The organism is Bradyrhizobium sp. USDA 3262, from assembly GCF_054060035.1.
Genome location: NZ_JBSSCT010000001.1, coordinates 1,797,038 through 1,820,550, shown reverse-complemented (window position 1 = coordinate 1,820,550; position 23,513 = coordinate 1,797,038). Strand labels below are relative to the sequence as shown.

At 65.1% G+C, this 23,513-nt stretch carries 19 protein-coding genes and 1 pseudogene; 11 read left to right on the top strand and 9 right to left on the bottom strand.

Translation table 11 applies throughout. The annotated features are described in order from the left end of the window. Positions 1-121: 121 nt before the first annotated feature. The 7 genes and pseudogenes from ACVWYP_RS08385 (at position 122) to ACVWYP_RS08355 (ending at position 9,779) form a co-directional block, all read left to right on the top strand. Complete coding sequence (locus ACVWYP_RS08385) at positions 122-1,897, top strand: SLC13 family permease (RefSeq protein ID WP_456684018.1); 1,776 nt, start codon at positions 122-124, stop codon at positions 1,895-1,897. 483 nt (positions 1,898-2,380) lie between these two features. Continuing rightward, positions 2,381-2,632 (top strand): helix-turn-helix transcriptional regulator, encoded by a 252-nt coding sequence (locus ACVWYP_RS08380; protein WP_456684017.1) that lies wholly within the window; start codon positions 2,381-2,383, stop codon positions 2,630-2,632. A gap of 186 nt (positions 2,633-2,818) precedes the next feature. Beyond that, a pseudogene (locus tag ACVWYP_RS08375) lies at positions 2,819-2,986 on the top strand (JAB domain-containing protein); the annotation flags it as partial. Between the two features lie 351 nt (positions 2,987-3,337). Beyond that, complete coding sequence (gene glgX / locus ACVWYP_RS08370) at positions 3,338-5,452, top strand: glycogen debranching protein GlgX (RefSeq protein ID WP_304498374.1); 2,115 nt, start codon at positions 3,338-3,340, stop codon at positions 5,450-5,452. Between the two features lie 389 nt (positions 5,453-5,841). Next, positions 5,842-7,707: a sigma-54-dependent Fis family transcriptional regulator gene (locus tag ACVWYP_RS08365; protein ID WP_304498373.1), complete on the top strand. Its 1,866-nt coding sequence runs from the start codon at positions 5,842-5,844 to the stop codon at positions 7,705-7,707. A gap of 38 nt (positions 7,708-7,745) precedes the next feature. After that, complete coding sequence (locus tag ACVWYP_RS08360) at positions 7,746-8,810, top strand: hypothetical protein (protein ID WP_456684016.1); 1,065 nt, start codon at positions 7,746-7,748, stop codon at positions 8,808-8,810. A 564-nt stretch (positions 8,811-9,374) separates the two neighbouring features. Further along, on the top strand, positions 9,375-9,779 hold the full coding sequence (locus ACVWYP_RS08355) for a hypothetical protein (protein ID WP_304498371.1): 405 nt from the start codon (positions 9,375-9,377) through the stop codon (positions 9,777-9,779). A gap of 9 nt (positions 9,780-9,788) precedes the next feature. Here ACVWYP_RS08355 and ACVWYP_RS08350 read toward each other — a convergent pair whose 3' ends face one another. Beyond that, positions 9,789-10,544 (bottom strand): SDR family oxidoreductase, encoded by a 756-nt coding sequence (locus ACVWYP_RS08350; RefSeq protein WP_304498370.1) that lies wholly within the window; start codon positions 10,542-10,544, stop codon positions 9,789-9,791. Positions 10,545-11,039: 495 nt separating this feature from the next. Here ACVWYP_RS08350 and ACVWYP_RS08345 point away from each other — a divergent pair, with 495 nt between their 5' ends. After that, positions 11,040-11,483 (top strand): hypothetical protein, encoded by a 444-nt coding sequence (locus ACVWYP_RS08345; protein ID WP_304498369.1) that lies wholly within the window; start codon positions 11,040-11,042, stop codon positions 11,481-11,483. 294 nt (positions 11,484-11,777) lie between these two features. Here ACVWYP_RS08345 and ACVWYP_RS08340 read toward each other — a convergent pair whose 3' ends face one another. The 3 genes from ACVWYP_RS08340 to ACVWYP_RS08330 all read right to left on the bottom strand — a co-directional run bounded on the left by ACVWYP_RS08340 (position 11,778) and on the right by ACVWYP_RS08330 (position 16,232). Beyond that, positions 11,778-12,332 carry a flavin reductase family protein gene (locus tag ACVWYP_RS08340; protein WP_016847112.1) on the bottom strand — a complete coding sequence of 185 codons (555 nt, stop codon included), beginning with the start codon at positions 12,330-12,332 and terminating at the stop codon, positions 11,778-11,780. A gap of 135 nt (positions 12,333-12,467) precedes the next feature. Then, positions 12,468-13,568, bottom strand: coding sequence for an LLM class flavin-dependent oxidoreductase (locus tag ACVWYP_RS08335; RefSeq protein ID WP_304498368.1), 1,101 nt, complete (start codon positions 13,566-13,568; stop codon positions 12,468-12,470). Between the two features lie 321 nt (positions 13,569-13,889). After that, positions 13,890-16,232: a mechanosensitive ion channel family protein gene (locus ACVWYP_RS08330; protein ID WP_304498367.1), complete on the bottom strand. Its 2,343-nt coding sequence runs from the start codon at positions 16,230-16,232 to the stop codon at positions 13,890-13,892. A 314-nt stretch (positions 16,233-16,546) separates the two neighbouring features. Between ACVWYP_RS08330 and ACVWYP_RS08325 the strand changes: the two genes are divergently transcribed. Next, a complete protein-coding gene (locus tag ACVWYP_RS08325; protein ID WP_304498366.1) occupies positions 16,547-18,277 on the top strand; it encodes an ATP-dependent Clp protease adaptor ClpS in 1,731 nt (576 codons plus the stop codon). Between the two features lie 7 nt (positions 18,278-18,284). On the opposite strand, the gene ACVWYP_RS08320 is transcribed toward ACVWYP_RS08325, so the two are convergent. Then, positions 18,285-20,372, bottom strand: a complete 2,088-nt coding sequence (locus ACVWYP_RS08320; RefSeq protein WP_304500204.1) for a tetratricopeptide repeat protein — start codon at positions 20,370-20,372, stop codon at positions 18,285-18,287. 332 nt (positions 20,373-20,704) lie between these two features. On the opposite strand from ACVWYP_RS08320, the gene ACVWYP_RS08315 reads away from it, so the two are divergent. Together ACVWYP_RS08315 and ACVWYP_RS08310 are read left to right on the top strand one after the other, a co-directional pair. Next, complete coding sequence (locus ACVWYP_RS08315) at positions 20,705-21,169, top strand: Rrf2 family transcriptional regulator (RefSeq protein ID WP_304498365.1); 465 nt, start codon at positions 20,705-20,707, stop codon at positions 21,167-21,169. Next, entirely contained in the window at positions 21,156-21,974 is an 819-nt protein-coding gene (locus ACVWYP_RS08310; protein WP_304498364.1) for a class I SAM-dependent methyltransferase, read from the top strand. Before ACVWYP_RS08315 ends, ACVWYP_RS08310 begins: the two co-directional genes overlap by 14 nt. Positions 21,975-22,019: 45 nt before the next feature. Here ACVWYP_RS08310 and ACVWYP_RS08305 read toward each other — a convergent pair whose 3' ends face one another. The 4 genes from ACVWYP_RS08305 to ACVWYP_RS08290 all read right to left on the bottom strand — a co-directional run bounded on the left by ACVWYP_RS08305 (position 22,020) and on the right by ACVWYP_RS08290 (position 23,502). Then, entirely contained in the window at positions 22,020-22,187 is a 168-nt protein-coding gene (locus tag ACVWYP_RS08305; protein ID WP_168857300.1) for a hypothetical protein, read from the bottom strand. 50 nt (positions 22,188-22,237) lie between these two features. Beyond that, positions 22,238-22,657, bottom strand: coding sequence for a large conductance mechanosensitive channel protein MscL (gene mscL, locus ACVWYP_RS08300; protein WP_028340425.1), 420 nt, complete (start codon positions 22,655-22,657; stop codon positions 22,238-22,240). Between the two features lie 78 nt (positions 22,658-22,735). Continuing rightward, positions 22,736-23,020, bottom strand: coding sequence for a hypothetical protein (locus ACVWYP_RS08295; protein WP_304498363.1), 285 nt, complete (start codon positions 23,018-23,020; stop codon positions 22,736-22,738). 77 nt (positions 23,021-23,097) lie between these two features. Next, positions 23,098-23,502 (bottom strand): DUF3597 domain-containing protein, encoded by a 405-nt coding sequence (locus ACVWYP_RS08290; RefSeq protein ID WP_304498362.1) that lies wholly within the window; start codon positions 23,500-23,502, stop codon positions 23,098-23,100. Between the last annotated feature and the right edge of the window lie 11 nt (positions 23,503-23,513).

The window sequence follows — 23,513 nt, the reverse complement described above, 5'->3', positions numbered from 1 at the left end:
GTCGTTTGGCTCCATAGCGGCGCGACTTTCCGCCGGAACTCTCCTGAAGCGCTGTAGATTACGACATTGCGTTCCTTCTCCCGCAGCTACGCGCGCGGCTGCAACCTTTGCCAGGTGCTGCTTGACCACCGATCAGGTTATTGTCTTCGCGGTCATCGCTGGGCTGATGGTCCTCTTCATCTCGGAGAAGATCCGCTACGACTTGGCGGCACTGTTGGGCCTCCTCGCCGCCGTGGGCACCGGGATAGTCCCCGTCGACAAAGCCTTCGGAGGTTTCAGCGACCAAGTCGTCATCATCGTCGCTTCCGCGCTCATCATTAGCGCGGGCGTAAGCAAATCGGGCGTCATCGCGCGCCTGATCAGGAGGGGGGAGCCCTACATGAGGACGCCCGGCACCCAGGTCTTTATTCTCGCAACCTCCGTCGCTCTGCTCTCATCATTTATGAAGAACATCGGTGCGCTCGCGATCTTTCTTCCCGTCGCTCTGCAAATCGCGCGTCGGAGCGGGACGTCTGCGTCGACACTGCTGATGCCGATGGCCTTCGCCTCGTTGATCGGCGGCGTCGTCACTCTCGTCGGAACCTCGCCCAATATACTGGTCTCTCGGATCCGCCAGGAGGTTCTTGGTAAGCCGTTCGAGATGTTCGACTTCGCCCCGGTCGGGCTCGGCATTCTTGTCGCAGGTCTCGGTTTTCTGGCCTTTGGCTGGCGCCTCCTGCCAGCAAGCCGGGGCGCACAGGCTTCAGCGCAGGACGCTTTCCAGGTTGACGCCTATATTATCGAAGCATCAGTCCCCGCATCTTCCCCGTTTGTCGACAAGACGGTGGAGTCGCTCGAAGCTCTTGGCGACGGCGAGGTGAGCGTTACGGCGATCATCCGGGAGGGCGGGCGTCGCTATATCCCTTCCGGCCACTGGTGGATTTTTGCGGACGACGTGCTCGTCTTGCAGGGCGATGCCCATGCGGTGCAGGAGCTCGCGCAGGAGGCGCGGCTCGATGTGGTCGGCACGGCAAAGACGCCCGACGAGACGCTCGCTCCCGCGCAGATCAGCGTCGTGGAGGCTGTTGTTATGGCCGACTCGCAGCTTGTTGGCCGCACGCCTTCAGACCTGCGGCTGCGCGACCGATTCGGGGTAAATCTGCTTGGTATTAGCCGCCCCGGGCAAGCAGGCAACGCCCGGTTGGGCCGGACGCCTTTCAAGGTCGGCGACGTCGTCATCCTGCAGGGAAGCACCGTGGGCACACCGGACATCCTAAGGGATCTTGGCTGCCTTCCCTTGACAGACCGGGCAACGGGCTTTGGTTCCTCCCGTAAAGATTATCTGCCACTCGTGATCCTCGCGATCGCGATCGTCCTCATCGCGGCAAAGCTCGTTCCCGTTACGGCGGCCTTTTTCGGTGCAGCGGTTTTGATCGTGCTTTTACATGTACTCACGCTCGGCGAAGCATACCGCGCGCTCGACCCTCCGATCCTGGTCCTTCTAGCTTGCCTCATCCCGATTAGCGATGCCGTCAGCAGCACCGGCGCGGCAGGCATCGTGGCGGGCGCGCTCTCGGCCGTGGCGGGAGAACTCTCGGCGACCGGCACGGTCGCGCTTGTACTCGTCGCGACCATGGCGATGACGCCCTTCCTTAACAATGCTGCCACAGTCCTCATCATGGCGCCGATCGCGGTCGGCGTAGCCAGAAATCTCGACCTTAATCCTGATCCGTTCCTGATGGCGGTAGCCATTGGAGCGGCATGTGATTTCCTGACGCCGATTGGGCACCAGTGCAACACGCTCGTAATGGGGCCGGGCGGCTATCGGTTCGGTGATTATTGGAAGTTAGGCCTACCACTCTCCGTTATCGTTATCGTGTTGGCCGTCCCACTGATCACGTTGCTCTGGCCATTGTGAACGGTTCTGATCGATAAGCGTGGTTCGCCGGCGGCTTTTCTGAGAAACTGGCAAGTGGCGCTTCTGACAAGTCGCGATCGACCGCGTAGGCGGTCTGCCTGAACTCCGCCCCGTCGAGCAGGCTGGATGAAGCCGGATATTGTGTCTGCCGCATACGACCGCGATGTCTGGCGTGTGGATAACGGCCATCGTTTGCCGAGCGATGCATCACTAAGGGCCTGATACTCTTTGTGACTACTGGTTGGCCTACAGTGCAAGCACGGCCGACGGTCCGAGTGGTTCGCCTATTTGGAAATATCAGAGCCGGCGTGATGCGTCGAAAGACGTCGCCCAGGTGGCATATCAGCCCATCCAGCTTAGCCGGCTGCCAAGCTGGGCTGGGCTGTCTTCCTTCTCCGCGATGACCCGGGGCTCCTATTCTGCGTGATGATCAAACCAATCGTGCAACAGGCTGTTGCACGATTGCAGCTACAAGGAGCGTCCGTGTCGAGTCCCACCTACCTGACGATTGATGAAGTTATAGAGCGATACCGTGGCCAAATCAGCGAAGGCACATTCCGCAACTGGCGATCTCTGCGAATCGGACCGTCGTTCATCAAGATCGGCAGAGTGCCTCTTTATCCGATCGAGGAGCTCGATCGCTGGGATCAATCGAACCTGGTCGTTTGCCGACGATCACAAACCTTTCGAACGAACCAGTCGGCCATTGCAGAACTCGAAGCGTCCAGCTTTTGAGCATTTCGCTCGAATGGTCTAGGGTTGTTGGTGACCCAACGTGTTCACCGCATCCTCAGAATGACTAGACGTTGTCGAGGATGAAGAACACGTTGGATCACAGACTACCGGCCCCAAACCCATACCCCAGCTACTTCTCGACTTAGCAAGAATGCTTTTTGGTTCAATGCGATATGTTCCGAGAGAATGCTGCTGCACAACCATCCCTCCGGCGACCCGACGCCGTCGCAGGCCGACATCCAGATGACGAAAGCCATCGTCGACATCGCCAAGCCGCTCGGGATCGCCGTGCACGACCACATCATCGTCGGCAAGAACGGGCATACCAGCTTCAAGGGCATGCGGCTGATTTAGGATTGCACTCAACAAGCCCTCCGCTGTCGTCCCGGCCTAGTGCGCAATTGCGCACGGGGGCCGGGACCCATAACCACAGGGTTGCGTTGTCGAAGCACACCGTGGCTCCAGCTTTGCAAGCCAATTTGCTTTCGTGGTTATGGGTCCCGGGTCTCGCTGCGCTTGCCCGGGACGACATCGAGATTGTGGCGGAGAGTCATACGTCCGCATTCTCGCGACATCTCTTGCCGAGCCTTGCATCTCGTTCCGTCCGCGTCATACGAACCAAGCGCAACTGACGCTAAACTAGCCCATGCAACGTTTTCCGCGCGGCGGCGTTTGTTGCAGGTTGATCTCATGGCTGGGGGACCGATGTCCGATTACGTCATTGAGGAGGGGCTGCCCTATCCGCTGGGCGCCCACTGGAGCGGCCACGGCACCAACTTCGCGGTGTTTTCCGCCAACGCCACCAAGGTCGAGGTCTGCCTGTTCGACGGCGAGCGCGAGACCCACCGCTTCGAGCTGCCCGAATATACCGACCAGGTGTTTCACGGCTTCATCAACGGCGTGCAGCCGGGGACGTTCTACGGCTATCGCGTTTACGGTCCCTACCAGCCGGACGGCGGCCACCGCTTCAATCCGAACAAGCTGCTGCTCGATCCCTACGCCTGCGCCCATGCCGGCAGCCTGACCTGGAATCCGGTGGTGTTCGGCTACAAGATGGAGAGCGGCGACGACCTCACCTTCGACGAGCGCGACAGCGCGCCGTTCATGCCGAAATGCGTGGTGGTCGATCCCAATTTCGACTGGGTCCAGGAAGCGCAGCGGCAGGACGTGCATTGGGACGAGACCGTGGTCTACGAGACCCACGTCAAGGGGTTTACCAAACAGCACCCGGGCGTCGACGAACATTTGCGCGGCACCTATGCCGGCTTCGGCTCGAACGCCGCGATCGATCATCTCAAGGCGCTCGGCATCACCTCGGTCGAGCTGCTGCCGGTGCATTCCTTCATCAACGACAGCAACCTCCTCGACAAGCGCCTCACCAATTACTGGGGCTACAACACCATCGGCTTCTTCGCGCCGGATCCGCGCTACGCCGCCGACGTGCCGAACAGCCTGCGCGAATTCAAGGAGATGGTGTCGCGGCTGCATGGCGCCGGCCTCGAGGTGATCCTCGACGTCGTCTACAACCATACAGCCGAAGGCAATGAGCGCGGCCCGACGCTGTCGTTCAAGGGCATCGACAATGCGAGCTATTACCGGCTGCTGCCGGACAAGCGGCGCTACTACATCAACGACACCGGCACCGGCAACACGGTGAACCTGTCGCATCCGCGGGTGATCCAGATGGTGATGGACAGCCTGCGTTACTGGGCCGGCCACATGCACGTCGACGGCTTCCGCTTCGATCTCGGCACCATCCTGGCGCGCGAGGTCTACGGCTTCGACGAGCAGTCCGGCTTCCTGAAGGCGATGAACCAGGACCCGCTGCTCGCGACCGTCAAGCTGATCGCCGAGCCTTGGGACTGCGGTCCCGGCGGCTACCAGGTCGGTGGCTTCCCGCCAGGCTGGGCGGAATGGAACGACAAGTATCGCAACGTCGTGCGCGATTTCTGGCGCGGCGAGGCGGCGCCCGGCGCGCTGGCGCCGCGGCTGCTCGGCTCGCACGACGTGTTCAACCGCGAGGGCCGCCGCACCTGGGCCAGCGTCAACTTCATCACCGCCCATGACGGGTTCACCCTGAACGACTGGGCGAGCTACAACAACAAGCACAACGAGGCCAACGGCGAGAACAACAATGACGGCTCGTCGGACAACCACTCCTGGAATTGCGGCGCCGAGGGCCCGACCGACAATCCGGATATCCGCACGTTGCGCGAACGGCAGAAGCGCAACATGCTGACGACGCTGCTGGCCTCGCAGGGCACGCCGATGCTGCTCGGCGGCGACGAGTTCGGCCGTACCCAGCGCGGCAACAACAATGCGTACTGCCAGGACAACGACATTTCGTGGTTCGACTGGAATTTTTCCGACGACGCCGGGAAGCTGCTCGCTTTCACCAAGCGGATGATCAAGCTGCGGCGCGACTATCCGATCCTGCGCCGCAGCCGCTTCCTCTCCGGCGATCGCGATCCGCAGCTCGAGATCCGCGACGTGGTCTGGATCAACACGGCAGGCGTGGAGATGACGCAGGCCGACTGGACCACCGGCTGGATCAAATGTTTCGGCGTCGTGCTCGACGGCCGCGCGCGCAAGACCGCGATCGCGCGCGAGGGCGAGGACGACACCGTGCTTGTCATCCTCAACAGCTACGAGGGCGAGGTCGACTTCAAGCTGCCGCCGACGTCGGCCGGCCCGCGCTGGTCGCTGCTGCTCGATACCAATGCGCCGGAAGAGCCGCCGGGCGCGCAGTTTGCGTTCGACGGCACGTACAAGGCGGCGGGGCGTTCGTTCGTGCTGTTCGCGGCGGGTGAGGTCAAGTAGTCCCCGTAGCCCGGATGGAGCGCAGCGAAATCCGGGGACTGGACCATCCGCGGTTGAAGCAACCCCGGATTACGCTGCGCTCCATCCGGGCTACAGGTGCGCCTTCTCCTTCCCCCTGAAAGGGGGAAGGTCGGGATGGGGGTCAGCCACAGGCGACGCTCTTTGTGGAGAGAGCAGATCCCCACCCGCTTTGCTCTGCCGAGCAAAGCGACCTCCCCTTTTCAAGGGGAGGTTGGAGCCGATCCGCTCGGAATGGCGGATTACGCTTCGCTGATCCTCTGGACAGAGCTGCCTTCCCAAATGCTTCCCGCCCCGCGACCCCGTCGGCCAATTGACATTCGGCCGCGGACTGCCAGACTTCGCGGAAAATTAGGGGTGGAGACCTCTGGATGGCCAATCTTTCGGCCTCAAATCACGTCGCCCGTGTTTTGTCGGCGGCCAACCAGGTGGCCGGCGTCGACACCGAGACGCGGATTGCCGCGTCCTGGCGGCGCTGCGTGGTCAGTCACAACCTCGATCCGGCCCGGCGCGGCCCGCCGCAGACCCTGACCGAGGCCGAGGTCCGGCACCTCGCCGAGCCGATGGAGGATTTGATCCAGGTCGCGATCCCCGAGCTCGAGGACCTTGCCCGCGTGCTCCACGACTCCGGCTACTGCGTCAACCTCGCCGATCCCAACGCCACCATGCTGGTGAGCCGGCTGCCCGGCGGGGACTACGCGCGGATGTTCCTGGAATGGAAGATCTACACCGGCTCGAACTTCGCCGAGACGTTCGAGGGCACCAACGGGCTCGGCACCGCGCTCGCCGAGCAGCGGCCGATCCTGGTGCATGGCGACGAGCATTTCCGCGAGCAGTGGCACATGTTCACCTGCGCGGTGTCGCCGCTGTTCGATCATGCCGGCCGCCTCGCCGGCGCCGTCAACATCACCTCATGCCGCAGCGACCTCGGCCGCAGCGCGCATGAACTGGCGCTCGCCGTCACCACGGAGGCAACGCGGCGGATCGAGCAGTCGTTCTTCCGCCGGCGCTACCGCGCCTCGTGGATCGCGATGCTGCCCGGCGACGGGCACGGCATGCTGGCCTATGACGACGACCGCCGCGTGGTCGGCGCCTGCCGCACGGCGCGCGCCGCGTTCGGCCTGACGGATGCGATGATCGAGGACGGCATCGACCTGTCGCATCTGGTTCAACTGGACGATCGCGCGACACGCGCCGCCGGCGAGCAGGTCGCACTGCGCCGCGCCGACGGCACGCCGTGGGGCCGCGGCCATCTGGCGCCGCCGGTGCGGGCGCGTTCGCCGCGTCCACCATCCACGCCGCCGCGCGAACAACCGCCCGAACAGTTTTCCGGCCTGCACCGGCTGGCGGGCCGCGATCCCATGCTGATCAAGGGCGTGAAGCGGCTGATGACGGTCGGTAATCTCGATCTGCCGATCCTGCTGCATGGCGAGACCGGCGCCGGCAAGGACGTGTTTGCGCGCGCCATCCATGCCGCGAGCAATCGCGCCGGCCGCAATTATGTGGCGCTGAACTGCGCGGCGATGCCGGAGAGCCTGATCGATGCCGAGCTGTTCGGCTACGAGGCCGGCGCCTTCACCGGCGCGCGGCGCGAGGGATCGAAGGGGCTGATCGTGCAGGCCAGCGGCGGCACGCTGTTCCTCGACGAGATCGGCGACATGCCGCTTTCGCTGCAGACCCGGCTGCTTCGCGTGCTGGAAAACCGCGAGGTCTGGCCGCTCGGCGCGCTGAAGCCTGTCGCGGTCGACATCCGCCTGATCAGCGCCACGCATCGTGATCTGGCGCGGATGGCAGAGGACGGCAGCTTCCGCTCCGATCTGTATTACCGGCTGCGCGGCATGGAGATCCGCCTGCCCGCGTTGCGCGAGCGCGCCGACCGCAAGGACATCATCGCGCAGATCGCCGACGAGGAAGCACCTCACTGCCGCATCGCGGCCGACGCCTGGGCGCAGCTGATGGCCTATCCGTTCCCCGGCAACATGCGCCAGCTCCGCCATGTGCTGCGGCTCGCCGGCGCCACCGCGGAGGACGGCGTCATCACAGAGGCCGATCTCGATCTGCCGCCGTTCAGCGCATGCGGTGTGGAGGCCGATCACGCAGCGAGCGAACGCGCCGCGATCGTCGATGCATTGCGCGCCAATGACGGAAGAGTGACGAACGCGGCCAAGGCGCTCGGGCTCAGCCGTGCGACGTTGTACCGGAAGATCAAGGCGTTAGGGATCGCGCTGGACAGCTAGACCAGAACGGCCCCTGCTGTTCCGGCCGTGCGGGAAAGGTGATATCGTACGGTTTTCGCCTTCAACGCCACGGAGCGGGTCCCATGACACGGTTTCCCCTCGCTGTGGTCGTTGGCCTCATTGCCGCGACCATTTCGCAGCCTGCCGCCTCGGATTCTACCGAACAACGATTGGGCAAAGTCCATTTTGTAACATCCTGCAAGCCTGAAGCGCAGGAGTTGTTCGATCGGGCCATGCTGTATCAGCATTCGTTCTGGTACAGCGCGTCGCGACGCACCTTCGAGGAGGTGCTGCAGGCCGACCCACAATGCGCCATCGCCTATTGGGGGATCGCGCTCAGCTACCTCTACAATCCGCATGCACCGCCGCCACCGGAAAACCTTCCGCTCGGCCTTGAAGCTGCGAAAAAAGGCCAGGCGCTGAATGCCGGCACCCCGCGCGAGCGGGAATACATCGATGCGATCGCGGCGATGTATGTCGACTACGACAAGGTCGATCACCGCACCCGCGTGCAGCGATTCCTGGCGGCCGAAGAGCAGGTCGCGACGCACTATGCCGACGATGACGAGGCGCAGATCGCCTATGCGATCACGCTCAACGTCGCGGCCTCGCCGGGCGACAAGACCTACGCCAACCAGCTGAAGGGCGCGGCGCTGCTCGAACCGATCTTCACGCGCCAGCCCGAGCACCCCGGCATCGCCCACTATCTGATCCATCTCTACGACTACCCGGCGCTCGCGGAGAAGGGCCTCCCCGCGGCGATGCGCTATGCCAAGATCGCCGAACACGCGCCGCATGCCCAGCACATGCCGTCGCACATCTTCACGCGCGTCGGCTACTGGAAGGAGTCGATCGCCCTCGAACAAGGAATCCGCGCGCATTGCCAAGGAAGACGGCGAGCAGCAGGACCAGGCGCACGCGATGGACTATCTGGTCTATGCGTATCTGCAGCTCGGGCAGGACAAGGAGGCGCGTGCGGTGGTCGACGAGCTCGGCAAGCTCCAGTTCAAGCTCGACCGGTTCGCAGGCCCCTTCGCGGTGGCGGCAAGCCAGGCCCGCTATGTCTTCGAACGCGGCGACTGGAAGGGTGCTGCCGCGCTTGAAGTGCATCCGACCAAATACGCCTATGCTGACGCCATCACCTATTTCGCCCGCGCGGTCGGCGCTGCGCGCTCCGGTGATCCCGCTGCCGCCAAGGCCGATGTCGCCAAGCTGGTCGAGCTGCGCGACAAGTTGAAGGACACGAAGGACGCCTACTGGTCCAACATCGTCGACATCCAGCAGCAGATCGCGAGCGCCTGGGTGCTGTACGCGGACGGCAAGTACGACGAGGCGCTCGGCGCGATGAATGCCGCCGCGGAGGCGGAAGACAAGACCGAGAAACATCCCGTCACCCCGGGACCGCTGGCGCCGGCGCGCGAGCTCTACGCGGCGATGCTGCTCGATCGCGGCATGGCCAAAGAGGCGCTCGCCGCCTACGAGGCCGTGCTCAAGAAGGAGCCCAATCGGCTGGCGACTTATCTCGGCATGATCAAGAGCGCCAAGGCGGCCGGCGATCAGGCCAAGACCCAGGAATGCGCGGATCAGATCGCCCGGCTCACGGCCGACGCCGATCTATCGCGGCCGGAGCTGATCGAATTGCACCAGACGACCGGAAGCAAGCTGTGATGCCACTGATGACATGGCGCAACGGTGGTGCGGCGCTGCTCGGCGCCGTTGCGCTATCGCTTTGCCAGGTGCCACCGGTTGGCGCGATGGAGATCCTCGGCCAGGCCGGCGTGCTCGGCGAATGGGAGCTGACCGGACATCTCACCGAAAGCGCGCCGGGCACGCCCAGGCAGTTCTCCGGACCACTCAAGATGAAGCATGTGGGCATCTGCACGCAGGACGGGCCGGACGAACGCGCCGGAGAGATCAAGCTGCAAATCACGGGTGCGGATTCGCAGGTCACCGCCGAGCTGGTGCTGGACGGCGCGCCCTGCACCTACAGCGCCCGCAAGACGCGCAATTACGAGGGCACGCTGTCCTGCGCGGGCCGCGCGCCCGTTCCGCTGCTGGTGTGGCTCAAATAGCCGATACCGTCAGGCCGCCGGCCGCGCGCGGCGCAGCCATTCGTTCAGATCGATGCGGCCGAGGCGCGCCTCGCCGAGCGGCACCAGCGAGTGCTGCTCGACCCGGCCGCCCCAGTAGAGCGCGTCGGGATCTTTGACCACCTCGCGCGGATCGCCTTTTGCCTTCAGGTAGCGCGCGACGATCTCGTTGAACGGCGCGCGGTCGGGACCTGCGATCTCGACGATGCCGTTGCGCGGCGGCTCGAGCGCGATATCGGCGACGAGCGCGGAAACGTCCTCCGCCGCGATCGGCTGGAACAGGCCGGGCGAGAGCCTGACCGTGTTTCCAGCCGCGCTCGCATCGGCAATCGCGCCGACGAATTCCATGAACTGGGTCGCGCGGATGATGGTGTAGGGAATGGCGGACGCTTCGATCAGCTTCTCCTGCGCCACCTTGGCGCGGAAGTAGCCGTTCTCGGGCGTGCGGTCGGTGCCGACGATCGAGAGCGCGACATGGTGCCTGACGCCGGCCGGCTTCTCCGCCGCCAGCAGGTTGCGGCCGGAGGTCTCGAAGAATTCCATCACCGCCTTGTCCTCGAACGAGGGCGAATTGGCGAGGTCGATCACGACGGCCGCGCCGGCCAGCGCCTCCTGCAGCCCCTCGCCGGTGATCGCATTGATGCCGTTTTTCGGCGAGGCGGCGACGACGTCATGGCCGCGCTGGCGCAGAATGGCAACGGTCCTGGAGCCGATCAGTCCGGTACCGCCGATCACAACGATCTTCATGATGATACTCCTTGTCGGTGACGAGGTTTCTCGAGACATGCTTGCCGGATTTGCCCGCGGCAATCGTCATGGGTACGTCGATCCGCAGCAACTTCGATGGTTGCCGCGCGCGCGGCCGACCACGGCAGCGGGGAGAAGGATTGGTGAGTCGCGCGCCCTCCTCGGTCGCTCTCTCGCATGCAACCACACTATAGCACGCCACGGCTGTTCTGATGTCGCGGAACCTGCCATCTGGTGCGTCATCTGATGCGCACGAGCCGTTGGTGGCTACGCTTGCTGAACCTTCTACCGTCGCGTAAACTAATGCGTGCGTTCCAGCCAGCGTGCTGGGGTACCGAAAGCTTCGGCCGCTGCCGGGACATCACCGCGGGCTCTCTTTCGTGCTGCAACGCAAATGCTGGGCATGACGTTTAGCCCGCTGTGCACTCCTTGATTTGATTTCAGCAAACGCAGGAGGAGTCTATGCGGAATTTTATCACCTTTTTCGTTTCCAGCATGGCAATCGTCGTTGCGGGGTCGACCGCGTTAGCGGGTGAGAAGGTGCTCGAGTTCAAGCTCGTCACCAAGCCTGTCGACGTCAAGGTCATCGAAGCAGCAAACGTCGAAGGGCAGACGGTCGTTTCCGGCAAGTTCTTTGGTGTCGCCGTCTTCAATGACGGCCATATCGGGGTGAAGGAGTTCGTCCATTCAGGAGACATGCTGAAGGGCTCGGGCTCCTATTACGGTTACAGCACCTACACGTTCGAGGAAGGCGCGATCACCGCGCGTTACACCGGCGCGATCAAGGACGGAAAATCAAACGGCGAATATACGATCCTTTCGGGCACGGGCGCCTATGCGAATGCGACGGGCACAGGAACGATCGAAAGCGCGCCCAACCCGTTCAAGGGGGTCAATCTCCTGAACATCAAACTGGTCGTGAGAACGCCGGGGTCATAGCGGCGCAGCGTCCGCAGGACCACGGCAAGGACAGCGACGCCTCACATGAGGTTGGCCCGGCCAGCGGTCGCACGGCCGCGCCGGGCCCACGCTGCGCGGGAAGGTCAAGGCGTTGACGATCGGGCTGAATGGTTGGCGAGTTCGTATTCTATCTCCGTCATGGCCGGGCTTGTCCCGGCCATCCACGTCTTGGCCGTGCAGGAAGTAAGGACGTGGATGCCCGGCACAAGGCCGGGCATGACGAGTGCAAAGAGTGTCGCAGCGAACCAAACAATCGCCGATTTGATCAATCCGTCAGGAAAACTCGTTCCAGCTGACACGCCGTGCGTCGAGGTCGCCGAGCTCGACCGGATCATGGATGTTGCGCACGCTCTGGAAGCCGCTGCGCAGATAGATCAGCGGATCGACGGTGGTCGCAGCGCGGACGTGCTGGACCTCGCCGATGAAGATCGAATGGGTCTTGGTCTCGAGCTCCTGCGCCAGCACGCAGTCGAACGCCGCGACGGCATCCTCCAGCACCGGGGCGCCGGTGGCGCCGGTGGTCCAGCGCCCAAACGCAAAACGGTCGTCGCCGTTGACGCCCTTCTGGCCGGAGAAGGTCAGCGCCAGCAGCGCGTGGTCTTCATTCAGGAAGTTGATGACGAAATGGCGCTCCTCGCGGATGCGCTGATGCGCGCTGGCGTTACGGTTAACGCAGACCAGCACCGAGGGTGGATTGTCCGACAGCGAGCAGGCCGAGGTCACGGTCAGGCCGGTGCGCTGCCCGGTCTCGGAGCCGACCGTCACCAGCGCGACGGCGCCCGCGCAATGGCGCATCGCCTGCTTGAAACTCTGTGCGTCGACCGTCATGCCGCAAGCCCTGTTTGAGCATGATCTTGCCCGGAAAACCGCTTTGCACTTCTCCGGATCATGCTTCGATAAAAAACACTCCGTTCAAGATATGCGACGCGGGGTGCGAGGCAAGCCCCGCACCCCGCGCAGCTGTCATGCAGCCTTCTCGAACTCGGCGCCGAGATGCTTGAGCCGCGGCATCACCTCGTTCTTGAGCAGGTCCAGCGAGTGCCGCCAGGCTTCCGGCTTGTGCTTGTAGTCGAAGCCGAACACACAGAGGACGCCGAAGCCGCCGACCTCCCGGTAGATCTTCTCGATCTTCTCGGTGACCGTCGCGGGCGAGCCGACGATCCAATTCCGGCGCGCGCAATATTCGACGGTGACGTCGCTGTCGGGCACGTCGGGCGCGTGCTTCAGATAGTCCTTGAAGCCGAAATGGCCGAGCAGCGGCAGGAAGTACTCGCTCATCATCCGGCCCATCATGTCGCCGGTCGAGAGCTTCCACGCCTCCTCGTCGGTATCCGCCACGAACACCTCGCGCACCAGCCGCCAGTCCTTGCGGCTCGGCTTGCGGCCGGTCTTGGCAGCACCGGCCTCGACCGAATCCCAGTGGCTGCCGACATAGGCAGGGTTGAGGTTGAGGCTCATCGGGATGAAGCCGCGCTCGCCGGCGAGCTTGAGCGTGTCGGAGTTCTTCGACAGGCCGGCGACGCCGATCGGCGGGTGCGGCCCCTGCAACGGCTTGATGTGCGGCTTGAGGAAGTCGAACATCGTGTCCGGCTTGCTCACCGTCCAATATTTGCCCTTGTGCGTCCAGGGAGCCGGTTCGGACCACATCTTCAGGATGATCTCGAGCGCCTCGCGGGTCATATCGCGGTTCTGGCCCGACATGCCGTCGACATTGAACATCGCCCAGTCGCTCGGCAGGCCCGAGGCCGCGACGCCGAAGTTGAGGCGCCCGTTCGAGAGATGATCGAGCATCGCAACGCGGTTCGCGAGTTCAGCGGGATGATGATACGGCAGCAGGAAGCCGCCGGGCCCGATGCGCAGATTCTTGGTCTGCAGCAGCGCCTGCGCCACCAGCAGGTCGGGCGACGGGTGCGGCTCCCACGGCGCGGTGTGGTGCTCGCCGATCCAGGCTTCCTGATAGCCGAGCTCGTCGAGCCAGCGCATCGTCTGCAGGTCCCAGTCGTGGCCCTCCTTCAATCCGCACTCCGGCGGGTGCGAGGGCATGGTGAAGTATCCAAGCTCCATGTGCGTTTCCTTCCTTCGCGTTGGGTTCAGTCGTGCAATGCGTCTTGCCGCGCATTGCATGACGATCAGCAAGCGCTGTGCCAGCGGAGGAAGTCGCAAGGAATGGGTGAGAACGGCCGGATTTCGGCCGGCTGCGCGCCGGTCTTCGGGCTCAGGAGCGCCGCGACCGTCTCACGGTCGCGAGACGTGTCGCAACCGTGAGACGGATAATGCCCCTCATGGTGAGGAGCGCGAATGTGCGTCTCGAACCATGAGGCCCGTCTGTGGCCTACATCCTTCGAGACGCCCGCTATGCGGGCTCCTCAGGATGAGGGTCAGGAATCACCCCGCCGCGCGGCGCGGCTGGGCGTTGGTATCGGGCTCGGAGGGTGGAGGAAGCTGCATCAGGATGGTCTGGCCCATCGAGGCGATCTCGATGCCCTCCTCCTGGAAGCGCCGCTTCATGCGGCGGTTGAACTCGCGCTGCACCGCCCAGCGGCCGCTATCGGTGCAGCGGATCTGGCCGACGATGGTCACGACCGAGCCGTCGACCTTGTCGACGCCCCACAATTCGAGGTCGCCTCGGATGAATGCGCGATACGCCGTCTCCTGGCGCATCCCGGCGACGATGTCCTTCAGCACCTCGCCGGCGCGGTCGGTGTCCTCCTTGTAGGACACGTTGACGCTGACCGCGGCATTGCCGGCGCCGCGGCTGGAGTTGGTGATCGTCGTCACCGCGCTGAACGGCACGACGTGCACCGAGCCATCGCCGGCGCGCAGCCGCATGGTGCGGATCGAGACGTTCTCGACCACGCCCGACAGGCCCGACACCGTGACGTTGTCGCCGACCTGCACGGTGTTCTCGATCAGGAGGAACAGCCCCGTGATGAGGTCCTGCACCAGCTTCTGCGAGCCGAAGCCGATCGCGATGCCGACGATGCCGGCGCCGGCGAGCAGCGGCGCCACATTGACGCCGATCTCGCTGAGCGCCGTGAGCCCGACCACCGCGACGATCATGCAGAACAGCGCGGTTCGCAGCATCGGCTGGAAGGTGCGCAAGCGCGCGGCGCGGGCGTAATGCCCGTCGCGCGACAGGGTGTCGATCTGCCGATCCATCAGCGCATTGGCGACTTCCCAGATCACGGCCGCGGCCAGCGCGGCGATCCCGATCGTCACCAGCGCCGAGATCAGGCGGCTTCCGATCTGGCCGCCATAGAACCAGACGATGGCGTCGACACCCCAGACCTCGAGCAGCGCGACGAAGCCAATGAAGGCGATCACCGCCGTGACCACCTTGCGCAGCAGCGGCAGATAGCGGTTGGCGCGGGTCTCGAGCCCCGGGAAGCGCTGGATCAGTTCCGGGCTGATGCGGAAGCCGCGATCGATCAGGCTCAGCACCACCATGGTGACGAGGCGGGTAACCAGCAGCACCGCGATGGTGCCGACGAAATATTGCAGCAGCAGCGAATAGCCGTTGCGGATGTTGAGCGCCCACACCGCCCACAGCGCGAGGTCGAGCGCGATCGCCAGCACATGCCAGAGTGCCGCGAGCCGGTTGCGCGTCCGCGCCGCAAGCCCGGTGCGATCGGCCGGCGCGCGGATGACGTCGGCGACCTGGCGGCGGCACTGCAGGATGATGACGACTACAAAGAGATGCACCACCAGCATCACGAGCCGGATCAGCGCGGCATAGCCGGCGCGATGCAGCCCGAGCAGCAGCGCGACATTGGCAAAGGCGATGCCGGAGACGCCGACGGCAACGATCCGCCGGGCCCAGATCTCGATATAGGCCGCGGTCTCGGCACGGACGCGGAACAGGCCGAACGGCCCTGCCAGCGCGCGCACCGCGCAGATCAAGACGCGCGAGAACACATAGGCGTTGACGACGGCAAGGATCACGAGCCGCGTGGTCGATTGATCGCCGATCTCGGTGCCGAGCAGCGCGGTGGCGATGCCGCCGAACACGACGACCGGCAGCAATTCGAGCAACAGGCGCCCAAGCACGAAGGGCAGCCGGATCAGCGACTGCCAGGCCCGCGCCAGGCTCAGCCGGCGCCGCTGCAACTCGGGCGCCGGCGTGACGTCGGCAACCGACGACGGCGGATCGACGCTGGCGAGCGTCTGCACCGGCATGCGCGCGGTCTGCGGCAGCCGCGCTTCCAGGAACGCGACCGGCCGCTTGATCAGGCGGAACACCACCCATTCGGCGGCCAGCGCGCAGCCGAACACCAGCGCCAGCTTCCAGGCGATATCGATCAAGAGGCCATAGGCGACCGGATCATTGGCGGTGCGCACGAACCAGTAATAGAACGCCGGGAAATGCGTCAGCGTGCGCGCGACGTCGGCGACCTCGCGCGACATCTCACCGACCTGCTCGGACACCATCAGCAACAGCTGCGCACCAAGGCTGTCGGCGGTGAGCGGGATCGATGACTGCGGCTGCTCGGGCGCCGGCTGCGCCGCCGCCTGCGGCGAGGCATTGGCGATGGCGCGCAGCGTGTTGATGATCTCGCCGCGTTTCTTGTCGTCCTGCAGCGTGTCGAGCGCGCGCTTGGCCTGCTCGGGCGTCAGCGCGTCGTTGGTAACGGGTTGCGGCGGCGCCGGCTTGGCGGCCGGCTGCGCGAACGCGGGAGAGACGAACAAAGTGAAGACGAGAAGCAGCGCAAGGCGAAGTTTGTGCGACACGAGGGCCTCATAAAATAACTGCGCGACCGCAAACCCTTGGGAGGAATCTGCTCTCGCGCTCGCGCCATGTCGGATACTCCTTTTCGCCCCGATGGTGTGTCGGAAGTTTGCCGCTGTGACGGCCATCTCTTGGCATTTGCCGCAACACAATCGTCACAGGCGTTGAGCCGCGTTTACACTTCCAGTGCGCGTTCCCGGCCGATCGGCTCACTACACGTCAGGGATGAGACGGCAGAAACTTTCGCTTGACGCGCAGGAGCCGCCATGATGTTCTTATTTTGTTCTTTTGTTCCCAATTGCGTTTCGGAGGTCTCATGCACGACGTGTTTAGCGACGACGGTCCGGTGCGGCTCTTCATTCACGACGACGACGAGACCCCGCTGGAATTCGTGCAGGATTTGTTGCGCACGGTGTTCGGGAAATCCGAGCAGGAAGCCATCGCATCCGCTGCCTTGATCGAGGCCAAGGGCGCCATTCCGTGCGGCCCCTATCCGGGACCGGTCGCACGGGCAATCTTCAACTCGGCGAAGTGGCTGATCCGCTCGAACGGCCAGCCGTTGATGATCACCACCGAATCCGCCGACGCCAGCCGCCCCTGCGATCTCTGCGAAGCCCCGAGGGCCGTGACGGAGATTCTGATCCCCGGTACGACTGCGTCGCTGTGCAGCGAATGCCTGCTCGCTGCACGCCGCAGCTCGGAAGAATTGCCGGGCGAGACGTTTCGGTCCGCTTACGTTGCGCTCGACTGGCATTTCGCCGGCGTTCCGCGCAACCTGATCGTGACACGGGCGCGACAGTTTCCGGGCCACATGCGCGCCGACGTTCAGGTCGCGATCGACAAGCTGCTCACCGATCCAATCCATTTCTTCGGCATCCATGAGGAATATCGCTACGAGACGCTCGACTTCGCGGCGCTGATGAAGGCCGGCCGCAATGCGCCGGCGATCGCGCCGCCGCAATATCGCGACGTCGATATCGGCGAGGCCGAGCCGGTGAAATGCCTTGCCAATGGACTATGGCTGTGCCGAACCGGCGAACTGCGCTACGCCGTGCTGCTGACGTTCCATCGCGAATATAATCACGAGCCGTCGCTGCGAATCGAGCTTGCGTTGCCCGCGGGGGCGGCCGGCAATGCTTTCGTGCAGCGCACCTTCTCCGAACTGGAAGCCGCCGTGCATGCAGCGCGATCCTATCGCGGCAAGATCCTGTCGCTGGAGGATGGCGCCAACTATCGCGGACGTTCGCGTGGCTTGACCGTGCATCGCCTGCCGACGGTCGCTCGCGACGACGTGATCCTGCCGGACCGGACGCTGCGGCTGCTCGACCGCAACGTGCTCGGTTTTGTCGAGAGCCGCGATCTGTTGCGCGGGCTCGGCCAGTCGACCCGCAAGGGCATCCTGCTCTACGGCCCGCCCGGCACCGGCAAGACCCACACCATCCGCTATCTCGCCACCAACCTGCCAAACCACACAACGCTGATCATCACCGCCGAGCAGGTCGGCCTTCTGGGCGCCTATATGAGTCTTGCCCGGCTGCTGCAGCCGACCATGGTCGTGATCGAGGATGTCGATCTGATCGCACGCGACCGCGAGGACATGGGCGGACCGTGCGAGGAATCCCTGCTCAACAAGCTGCTCAACGAGATGGACGGCCTGAAGGAGGACTGCGACATCCTGTTCGTGCTGACCACCAATCGGCCGGAAGAGCTGGAAGGCGCGCTGGCCGGCCGGCCCGGCCGCATCGACCAGGCCATCGAGGTGCCGCTGCCCGACGAGACCGGACGCGGCAAGCTGATCCGGCTGTACGGCAAAGGCCTGCCGCTGGAGCAGCCGATCGTCGACGAAGCGGTGCAGCGCACCGCCGGCGTCAGCGCCGCCTTCATCAAGGAGCTGATGCGCCGCATCGCGCAGGCCAGCATCGCCCGCGAGGGAGGCCAGGATGTCACCGCTGACGACATCGACGGAGCGCTGAACGAGATGCTGTTCGACGGCGGCCGGCTCAACGTGAAGCTGCTCGGCGGCGCGCAGGGGATGAGTGCGGGGTGATGGCCGATCACTTCGCCGCTGCCGGCAGCAGCAGCGCGCCCTCGCCGGCCGCGACGCGCGCAAGCTCGTCCGACACGCGGGCCAGCACGCGGTCCCAGGCCTGCGGCTTGTCCTGGCGGAACAGCCGCATGGTCGGATACCAGGGCGTGTCGGCGCGATCGCGCAGCCAGCGCCAGTCAAGCGCATATGGACACAGCATCCAGACCGGGCGGCCCAACGCGCCGGCAAGATGCGCCACCGAGGTGTCGACGGCGATCACGAGATCGAGCGCGCAGACGGCCGCCGCGGTGTCGGCGAAATCGCCGAGCATCGGCGCGAGGTCGACGATACCTGCGCCAAGGCCCCGCAGCACCGGAGCATCGTCCGGCCGCGGCTCCTTCTGCAGGCTGTAGAGCTGCACGCCTGATGTGACCAGCCGCGGCAGCACCGCGTCCGCCGGCAGCGAGCGCTGGCGGTCACCCTTGTGCCTGGGATTGCCGGCCCAGACCACGCCGACCTTCAGTGCAGTCACGCCGGCGAGCGCCTCGCGCCAACGCGCGAGCTTGCCGGCATCCGCCTGCAGATAGGATATCGCTGCGGGAATGGTCTCGACGGTGGTGCGGAAGATCCGCGGCAAGCTCAGCAGCGGCAGTTGCAGATCGAACGGCGGCAGCGGCTCGCCGCGCGCGAACACCGCGACATCGGACAGCATCGGCCGCAGCAGCGCGACCAGCGCCGGCTGCACCTGCAGAATGATCCGGCCGCCCCTGCCCGCCAGCATCGGCACATAGCGGACGAAATTGATGGCGTCGCCGAGTCCATATTCGGCAAACAGCAGCAGCGTACGTCCGGCAAGCGGCTCGCCCTGCCATTCCTGCTCGTCGAACACGGGATCGCCGTCGCTGAGCATCCTGGTCTTGCGGCGCCACTGATACCCCTCAAAGCCCTCCTCGAACTCGCCGTTCATCAGCAGGAAATGCGCGTGGTTGTAGTGCGCCAGTGGCTGCTCGGGATCGAGCGCGATGGCCCGGCGCGACGCGACGAGCGCGGCATCGATCTCGCCGGCATTGCGCAGCGCGACCGCGAGATTGGCGTGGCCCTTGGCATAGAGCGGCTCGAGCTCGATGGCGCGCCGATGCGCGGCGACCGCGGCCTCGACCAGGTTCTGCGCCTCGAAGATGATCCCGAGATTGGTGTGCGCGGCGGCGTAGTCCGGCTTCAGCGCCAGCGCGAGCTCGGCGCAGGCGATGGCGTCGTCGACCTCTCCGAGCTCGAACAGGCAGGCGCCGAGATTGTTGAGGATGACGTGATCGGACGGGTCGCGGGCCGAGACTTGCCGATAGATGCGGATAGCCTCATCGCGTTCGCCCGCCTCGTGCAGCACCATGGCCAGCAGGCGCTGCGGCGCGATGTTGCCGGGATCGAGTGCGATCGCGCGGCGGTAGTGCAGGATCGCATCCTCCAGCAAGCCCTGGCGATAGAGCGCCGCGCCAAGGCCGCAATGCAGCCCGACATTGTCGGGATCCGCGGCAAGTCCGCGGCGATAGGCCGTGGCGGCCGCTTCGTGCCTTTTCTGATCGCTCAACACATTGCCGAGGTTGAGCCAGACGCCGCGATAGACCGGATCGCGCGCGATCACCTCGCGATAGGCCTGTTCCGCCTCGACCGGCCGCTGCTGCCCGGCCAGCGCGACGGCGAGGTTGAACCGCGCCCGCGTCAGGCCGCCATCGAGTGCGATCGCACGGCGGAACGCGGTCTCGGCCTCGTCGAAACGCGACAGATCGCACAGCGCAACGCCGAGCTTGATGTGCAGGCCGGCATCGTCCGGCCGCAGCGTGACGCCGCGCCGGAACGCCGCCGCCGCGCCTTCGTGCTCGCCCTTCACGGCGAGCGCGTCGCCGAGTGTGGCGAAAGCCGGTGCATGATCCGGATCGAGGTTGAAGACCCGATTCAGCAGCAGCGCGCCTTCCGCGGCACGATCGGTCACGAAGGCGATGACGGCGGACAGATGCAGCGCCAGAACGTGGTCGGGATCGGCGGTGAGGATGTCGCCGCACAGCGTGCCGGCCTCCGCCGCGCGGCCCGCGCCGTAATGCGCCACCGCATCCCGCAACATCCGATCGACCGCCACACTGCCCACGATACCGCCCCTGCCAACGACCCCGATGCGGATTAAACGGGCGGCGCCGCAAAATCCGGCACGCGAATCTCGGTTGAACAATCAAAGCCGAGGTGCAGGTCCTTGATCTCTTCTCCTTCCCCCTGAAAGGGGGAAGGTCGGGATGGGGGTCAGCCGCAGACGACGCTGCAAGTGGAGCGAGCTGATCCCCACCCGCTTTGCTCTGACGAGCAAAGCGACCTCCCCTTTTCAAGGGGAGGTAGGAGGGCGACCAGGAGCCCGCCATCGCCCCCTTGACGGCCGCCGCGTCATGTAACATATGAAGTTACATGATCCGAGATAGCCGTCTGTCCAGTGTCCTGCATGGCCTGCTCCACATGATCGGGGCCGGCGAGCCGGTCACGTCGGAGCAACTTGCGCAGGCGATGGCCACCAACCCGGTGGTGGTGCGCCGCGTGATGGCGGGGCTGCGCGAGCAGGGCCTGGTGCATTCGGAGAAGGGCCATGGCGGCGGCTGGACGCTGGCGCGCGATCCCGCCGACACCACGCTCGCGGACATCTATCGCGCGGTCGGCGCGCCCACGATCGTCGCGATGGGCCATCGCTCGGAAAATCCCGGCTGCCTGGTCGAACAGGCCGTCAACGACGCGCTCGGAGACACGTTTCGCGAGGTCGAAGCGCTGTTCCTGAAGCGGCTCGGCGCGGTAACGCTCGATGCGCTCGCGAGGGATTTCAAGCGTCGGCTCGCCAAACACAAGCAAAGTCTCGAGGACCAGATTCATGCAGTCAAGTGAGCAGGCGAAACCTCTGCCGTACAACGATCCCGCGCACTGGGACAAAATGGTCGCCGCCTACGAGGCACAGTCGCAGCCGTTCACGACATTGTTCGCCGACGCCGCAGTCGCAACGCTGCCGATCGACCCATCATCCAGGGTGATCGACGTCGCCACCGGCACCGGCGCCGCGGCGCTGGCCGCCGCCCGCACCGGGGCCCAGGTCACTGCGATCGACTTTTCCGCCGGCATGGTGGCGCGGGTCCATGCGCATGGGCTTCCAAATATCGAGGCGCGGCAGATGGACGGCCAGGCGCTCGACCTGCCGGATGCCGCCTTCGACGCGGCGGTGTCGGTGTTCGGCGTGATGCTGTTTCCGGACTGGCGCGCCGGCCTCTGCGAGATGGCGCGGGTGACGCGACCAGGCGGATCGGCGGCGATTGCGGTCTGGAAAAGCGCCGATGGCGCCGCCGTGCATCTCTTGCTCTCGCAGATCATCCGGCGGCTCTATCCTGACAACGTCACGCCGATGCCCTGCACGGGCCTCGCCGAGCTCGCCGATCCCGGCCGCCTCGCCGCTGCGCTCATCGCCGCCGACTTCTCCGATCCGGCGATTGCCGAGATCACCCACGACTTCAAGCTCAATGTCGCCAATCCCGCCGACGTCGACAAATTGTTCGAGTTCATGCCGCATTGGAGCGGGCTCGATGCCGACCAGAGCGCCGCAGTCGCGCGCGCCTTCCGCGCCGAGATCGCGCGCAGGCGGGTCGGCGACAGCTTCGCGATTCCGTCGACCGCGCTGATCGCGACGGCGCGGCGGGCTTGACCGCAGCTGGCGTGATCCGACTACGTTTGCGGTCCCCTGCCGGCGCTAGCGCTTGTCGTCGTCCGGCTTTTCTTCATCGCTCGGCGGCTGCAGGCCGGGGCTATTGGCCCAGCGATCGAGTTCCTCGATGACCCGCCGGTGGCTCGGCCGTAGCGGCTCTGCACCACCGGGCTCTTGCGACAATTTTCGGGGCAGCTTGACCTGATCTGGCATGGTGAGGCTCCAGAGCTGGGGGCTGTACGCAGTGGCATTCGCAGCGGTTACTACGCGCGCGACTTGAGGAGATCGCGGATCTCGGTGAGCAGATCCTGATCTTTGGTCGGCTTCGGCGGTTCGGCCGGCGCCGCGGGCGCTTCGCGCTTGAGCTGGTTCATGAGGCGGACCACGATGAACAGCACGAAGGCGACGATCAGGAAGTTGAGCGTCAGGGTCAGGAAGTTGCCCCAGGCCAGCACCGCGCCCTGCTTCTTGGCATCGGCAAGGTTGGTCGCCGTCACCGACTTCGACAGCGCGGTGAAATAGTTGGAGAAGTCGAGCCCGCCGCTGACCGCGCCGATGATCGGCATGATGACATCGGCCACCATCGACGAGACGATCGCGCCGAACGCCGCACCGATGATCACGCCGACGGCGAGATCGACGACGTTGCCCTTCATGGCGAATTCCCTGAATTCCTTCAGCATGGGATCTCCTGTTTTCCGAATGGATGCGATGGCACGGCGCGGCGACCGGATCGCCGGCCGCTCCAAGGGGACGAAAGATTATTTGCGATCGGCCGGCTTCGCGGGCGCCGCGACCGGCTGCGCAGGCGCGGCCTGCTCCCATGGCGCCGGCAGGATGACCCGCGCCGGCGGCAGGTTCTGCGCCGCGCGTTGCACATTCGCATTGGCCGGGTGCGCCTCGTCGGCGGAATTATCCGCGCGGGCGATGGCGACATGGATGCCGAGCGCCAGCGCAACGAATCCAATTCCCGCAGCGAGCGCCGCGCCAAACCGCAGCATGGCAGGCCGCTGCCGGTTCATGATGGCAGGATGAGATGAGGTCATCGCAACTGCTCCTCACGCAATACACATCGTTCGGAACCGCGCGGGCGCGAGCGCCGCGCGCGGCTGGAGGCAGGACGTCAGGTCTTGATGTCATCCGGCAGCTTGCCGCCATTGGCGGCGAGCTTGGCCATCACCTGCTGATGCAGCCAGACATTCATGGTGGCGGTGTTGCTGGTGTCGCCGGTGTAGTGCAGCTCCTTCGCGAGCTCCTTGCGCGCCGCAAGGCCGCTGTCGAGACCGAGCGCCTTCATCAGGTCGACGATCGAGCTGCGCCAGTCGAGCTTCTCGCCGGTCGCCGCGGCCGCCTTGTCGACGATCGCGGCGACGTCGACGGTTTGTGCCGCCGCGGTGCCGGACGCAGCGGATGCAGACGTCGACGCCGATGGCGCTGCGCCGGGCGCTGCCGCCGTCGTGCTCTCAGCGGTCTTGGCCTGGGCGCCGTGGCCGAAGATTGCACCCATGATGCTTCCAAAAATGCCCATGATCTCTCGCT

What these genes read in the sequence shown, in the direction of transcription:
- ACVWYP_RS08305 (WP_168857300.1), bottom strand. Translation starts at nt 22,187, where the DNA reads ATGCCAGATCAGGTCAAGCTGCCCCGAAAATTGTCGCAAGAGCCCGGT.
- ACVWYP_RS08295 (WP_304498363.1), bottom strand. Translation starts at nt 23,020, where the DNA reads ATGACCTCATCTCATCCTGCCATCATGAACCGGCAGCGGCCTGCCATG.
- ACVWYP_RS08315 (WP_304498365.1), top strand. Translation starts at nt 20,705, where the DNA reads ATGATCCGAGATAGCCGTCTGTCCAGTGTCCTGCATGGCCTGCTCCAC.
- ACVWYP_RS08365 (WP_304498373.1), top strand. Translation starts at nt 5,842, where the DNA reads ATGGCCAATCTTTCGGCCTCAAATCACGTCGCCCGTGTTTTGTCGGCG.
- ACVWYP_RS08320 (WP_304500204.1), bottom strand. Translation starts at nt 20,372, where the DNA reads ATGTTGCGGGATGCGGTGGCGCATTACGGCGCGGGCCGCGCGGCGGAG.
- glgX (WP_304498374.1), top strand. Translation starts at nt 3,338, where the DNA reads ATGTCCGATTACGTCATTGAGGAGGGGCTGCCCTATCCGCTGGGCGCC.
- ACVWYP_RS08290 (WP_304498362.1), bottom strand. Translation starts at nt 23,502, where the DNA reads ATGGGCATTTTTGGAAGCATCATGGGTGCAATCTTCGGCCACGGCGCC.
- mscL (WP_028340425.1), bottom strand. Translation starts at nt 22,657, where the DNA reads ATGCTGAAGGAATTCAGGGAATTCGCCATGAAGGGCAACGTCGTCGAT.
- ACVWYP_RS08325 (WP_304498366.1), top strand. Translation starts at nt 16,547, where the DNA reads ATGCACGACGTGTTTAGCGACGACGGTCCGGTGCGGCTCTTCATTCAC.
- ACVWYP_RS08345 (WP_304498369.1), top strand. Translation starts at nt 11,040, where the DNA reads ATGGCAATCGTCGTTGCGGGGTCGACCGCGTTAGCGGGTGAGAAGGTG.
- ACVWYP_RS08340 (WP_016847112.1), bottom strand. Translation starts at nt 12,332, where the DNA reads ATGACGGTCGACGCACAGAGTTTCAAGCAGGCGATGCGCCATTGCGCG.
- ACVWYP_RS08350 (WP_304498370.1), bottom strand. Translation starts at nt 10,544, where the DNA reads ATGAAGATCGTTGTGATCGGCGGTACCGGACTGATCGGCTCCAGGACC.
- ACVWYP_RS08335 (WP_304498368.1), bottom strand. Translation starts at nt 13,568, where the DNA reads ATGGAGCTTGGATACTTCACCATGCCCTCGCACCCGCCGGAGTGCGGA.
- ACVWYP_RS08310 (WP_304498364.1), top strand. Translation starts at nt 21,156, where the DNA reads ATGCAGTCAAGTGAGCAGGCGAAACCTCTGCCGTACAACGATCCCGCG.
- ACVWYP_RS08355 (WP_304498371.1), top strand. Translation starts at nt 9,375, where the DNA reads ATGCCACTGATGACATGGCGCAACGGTGGTGCGGCGCTGCTCGGCGCC.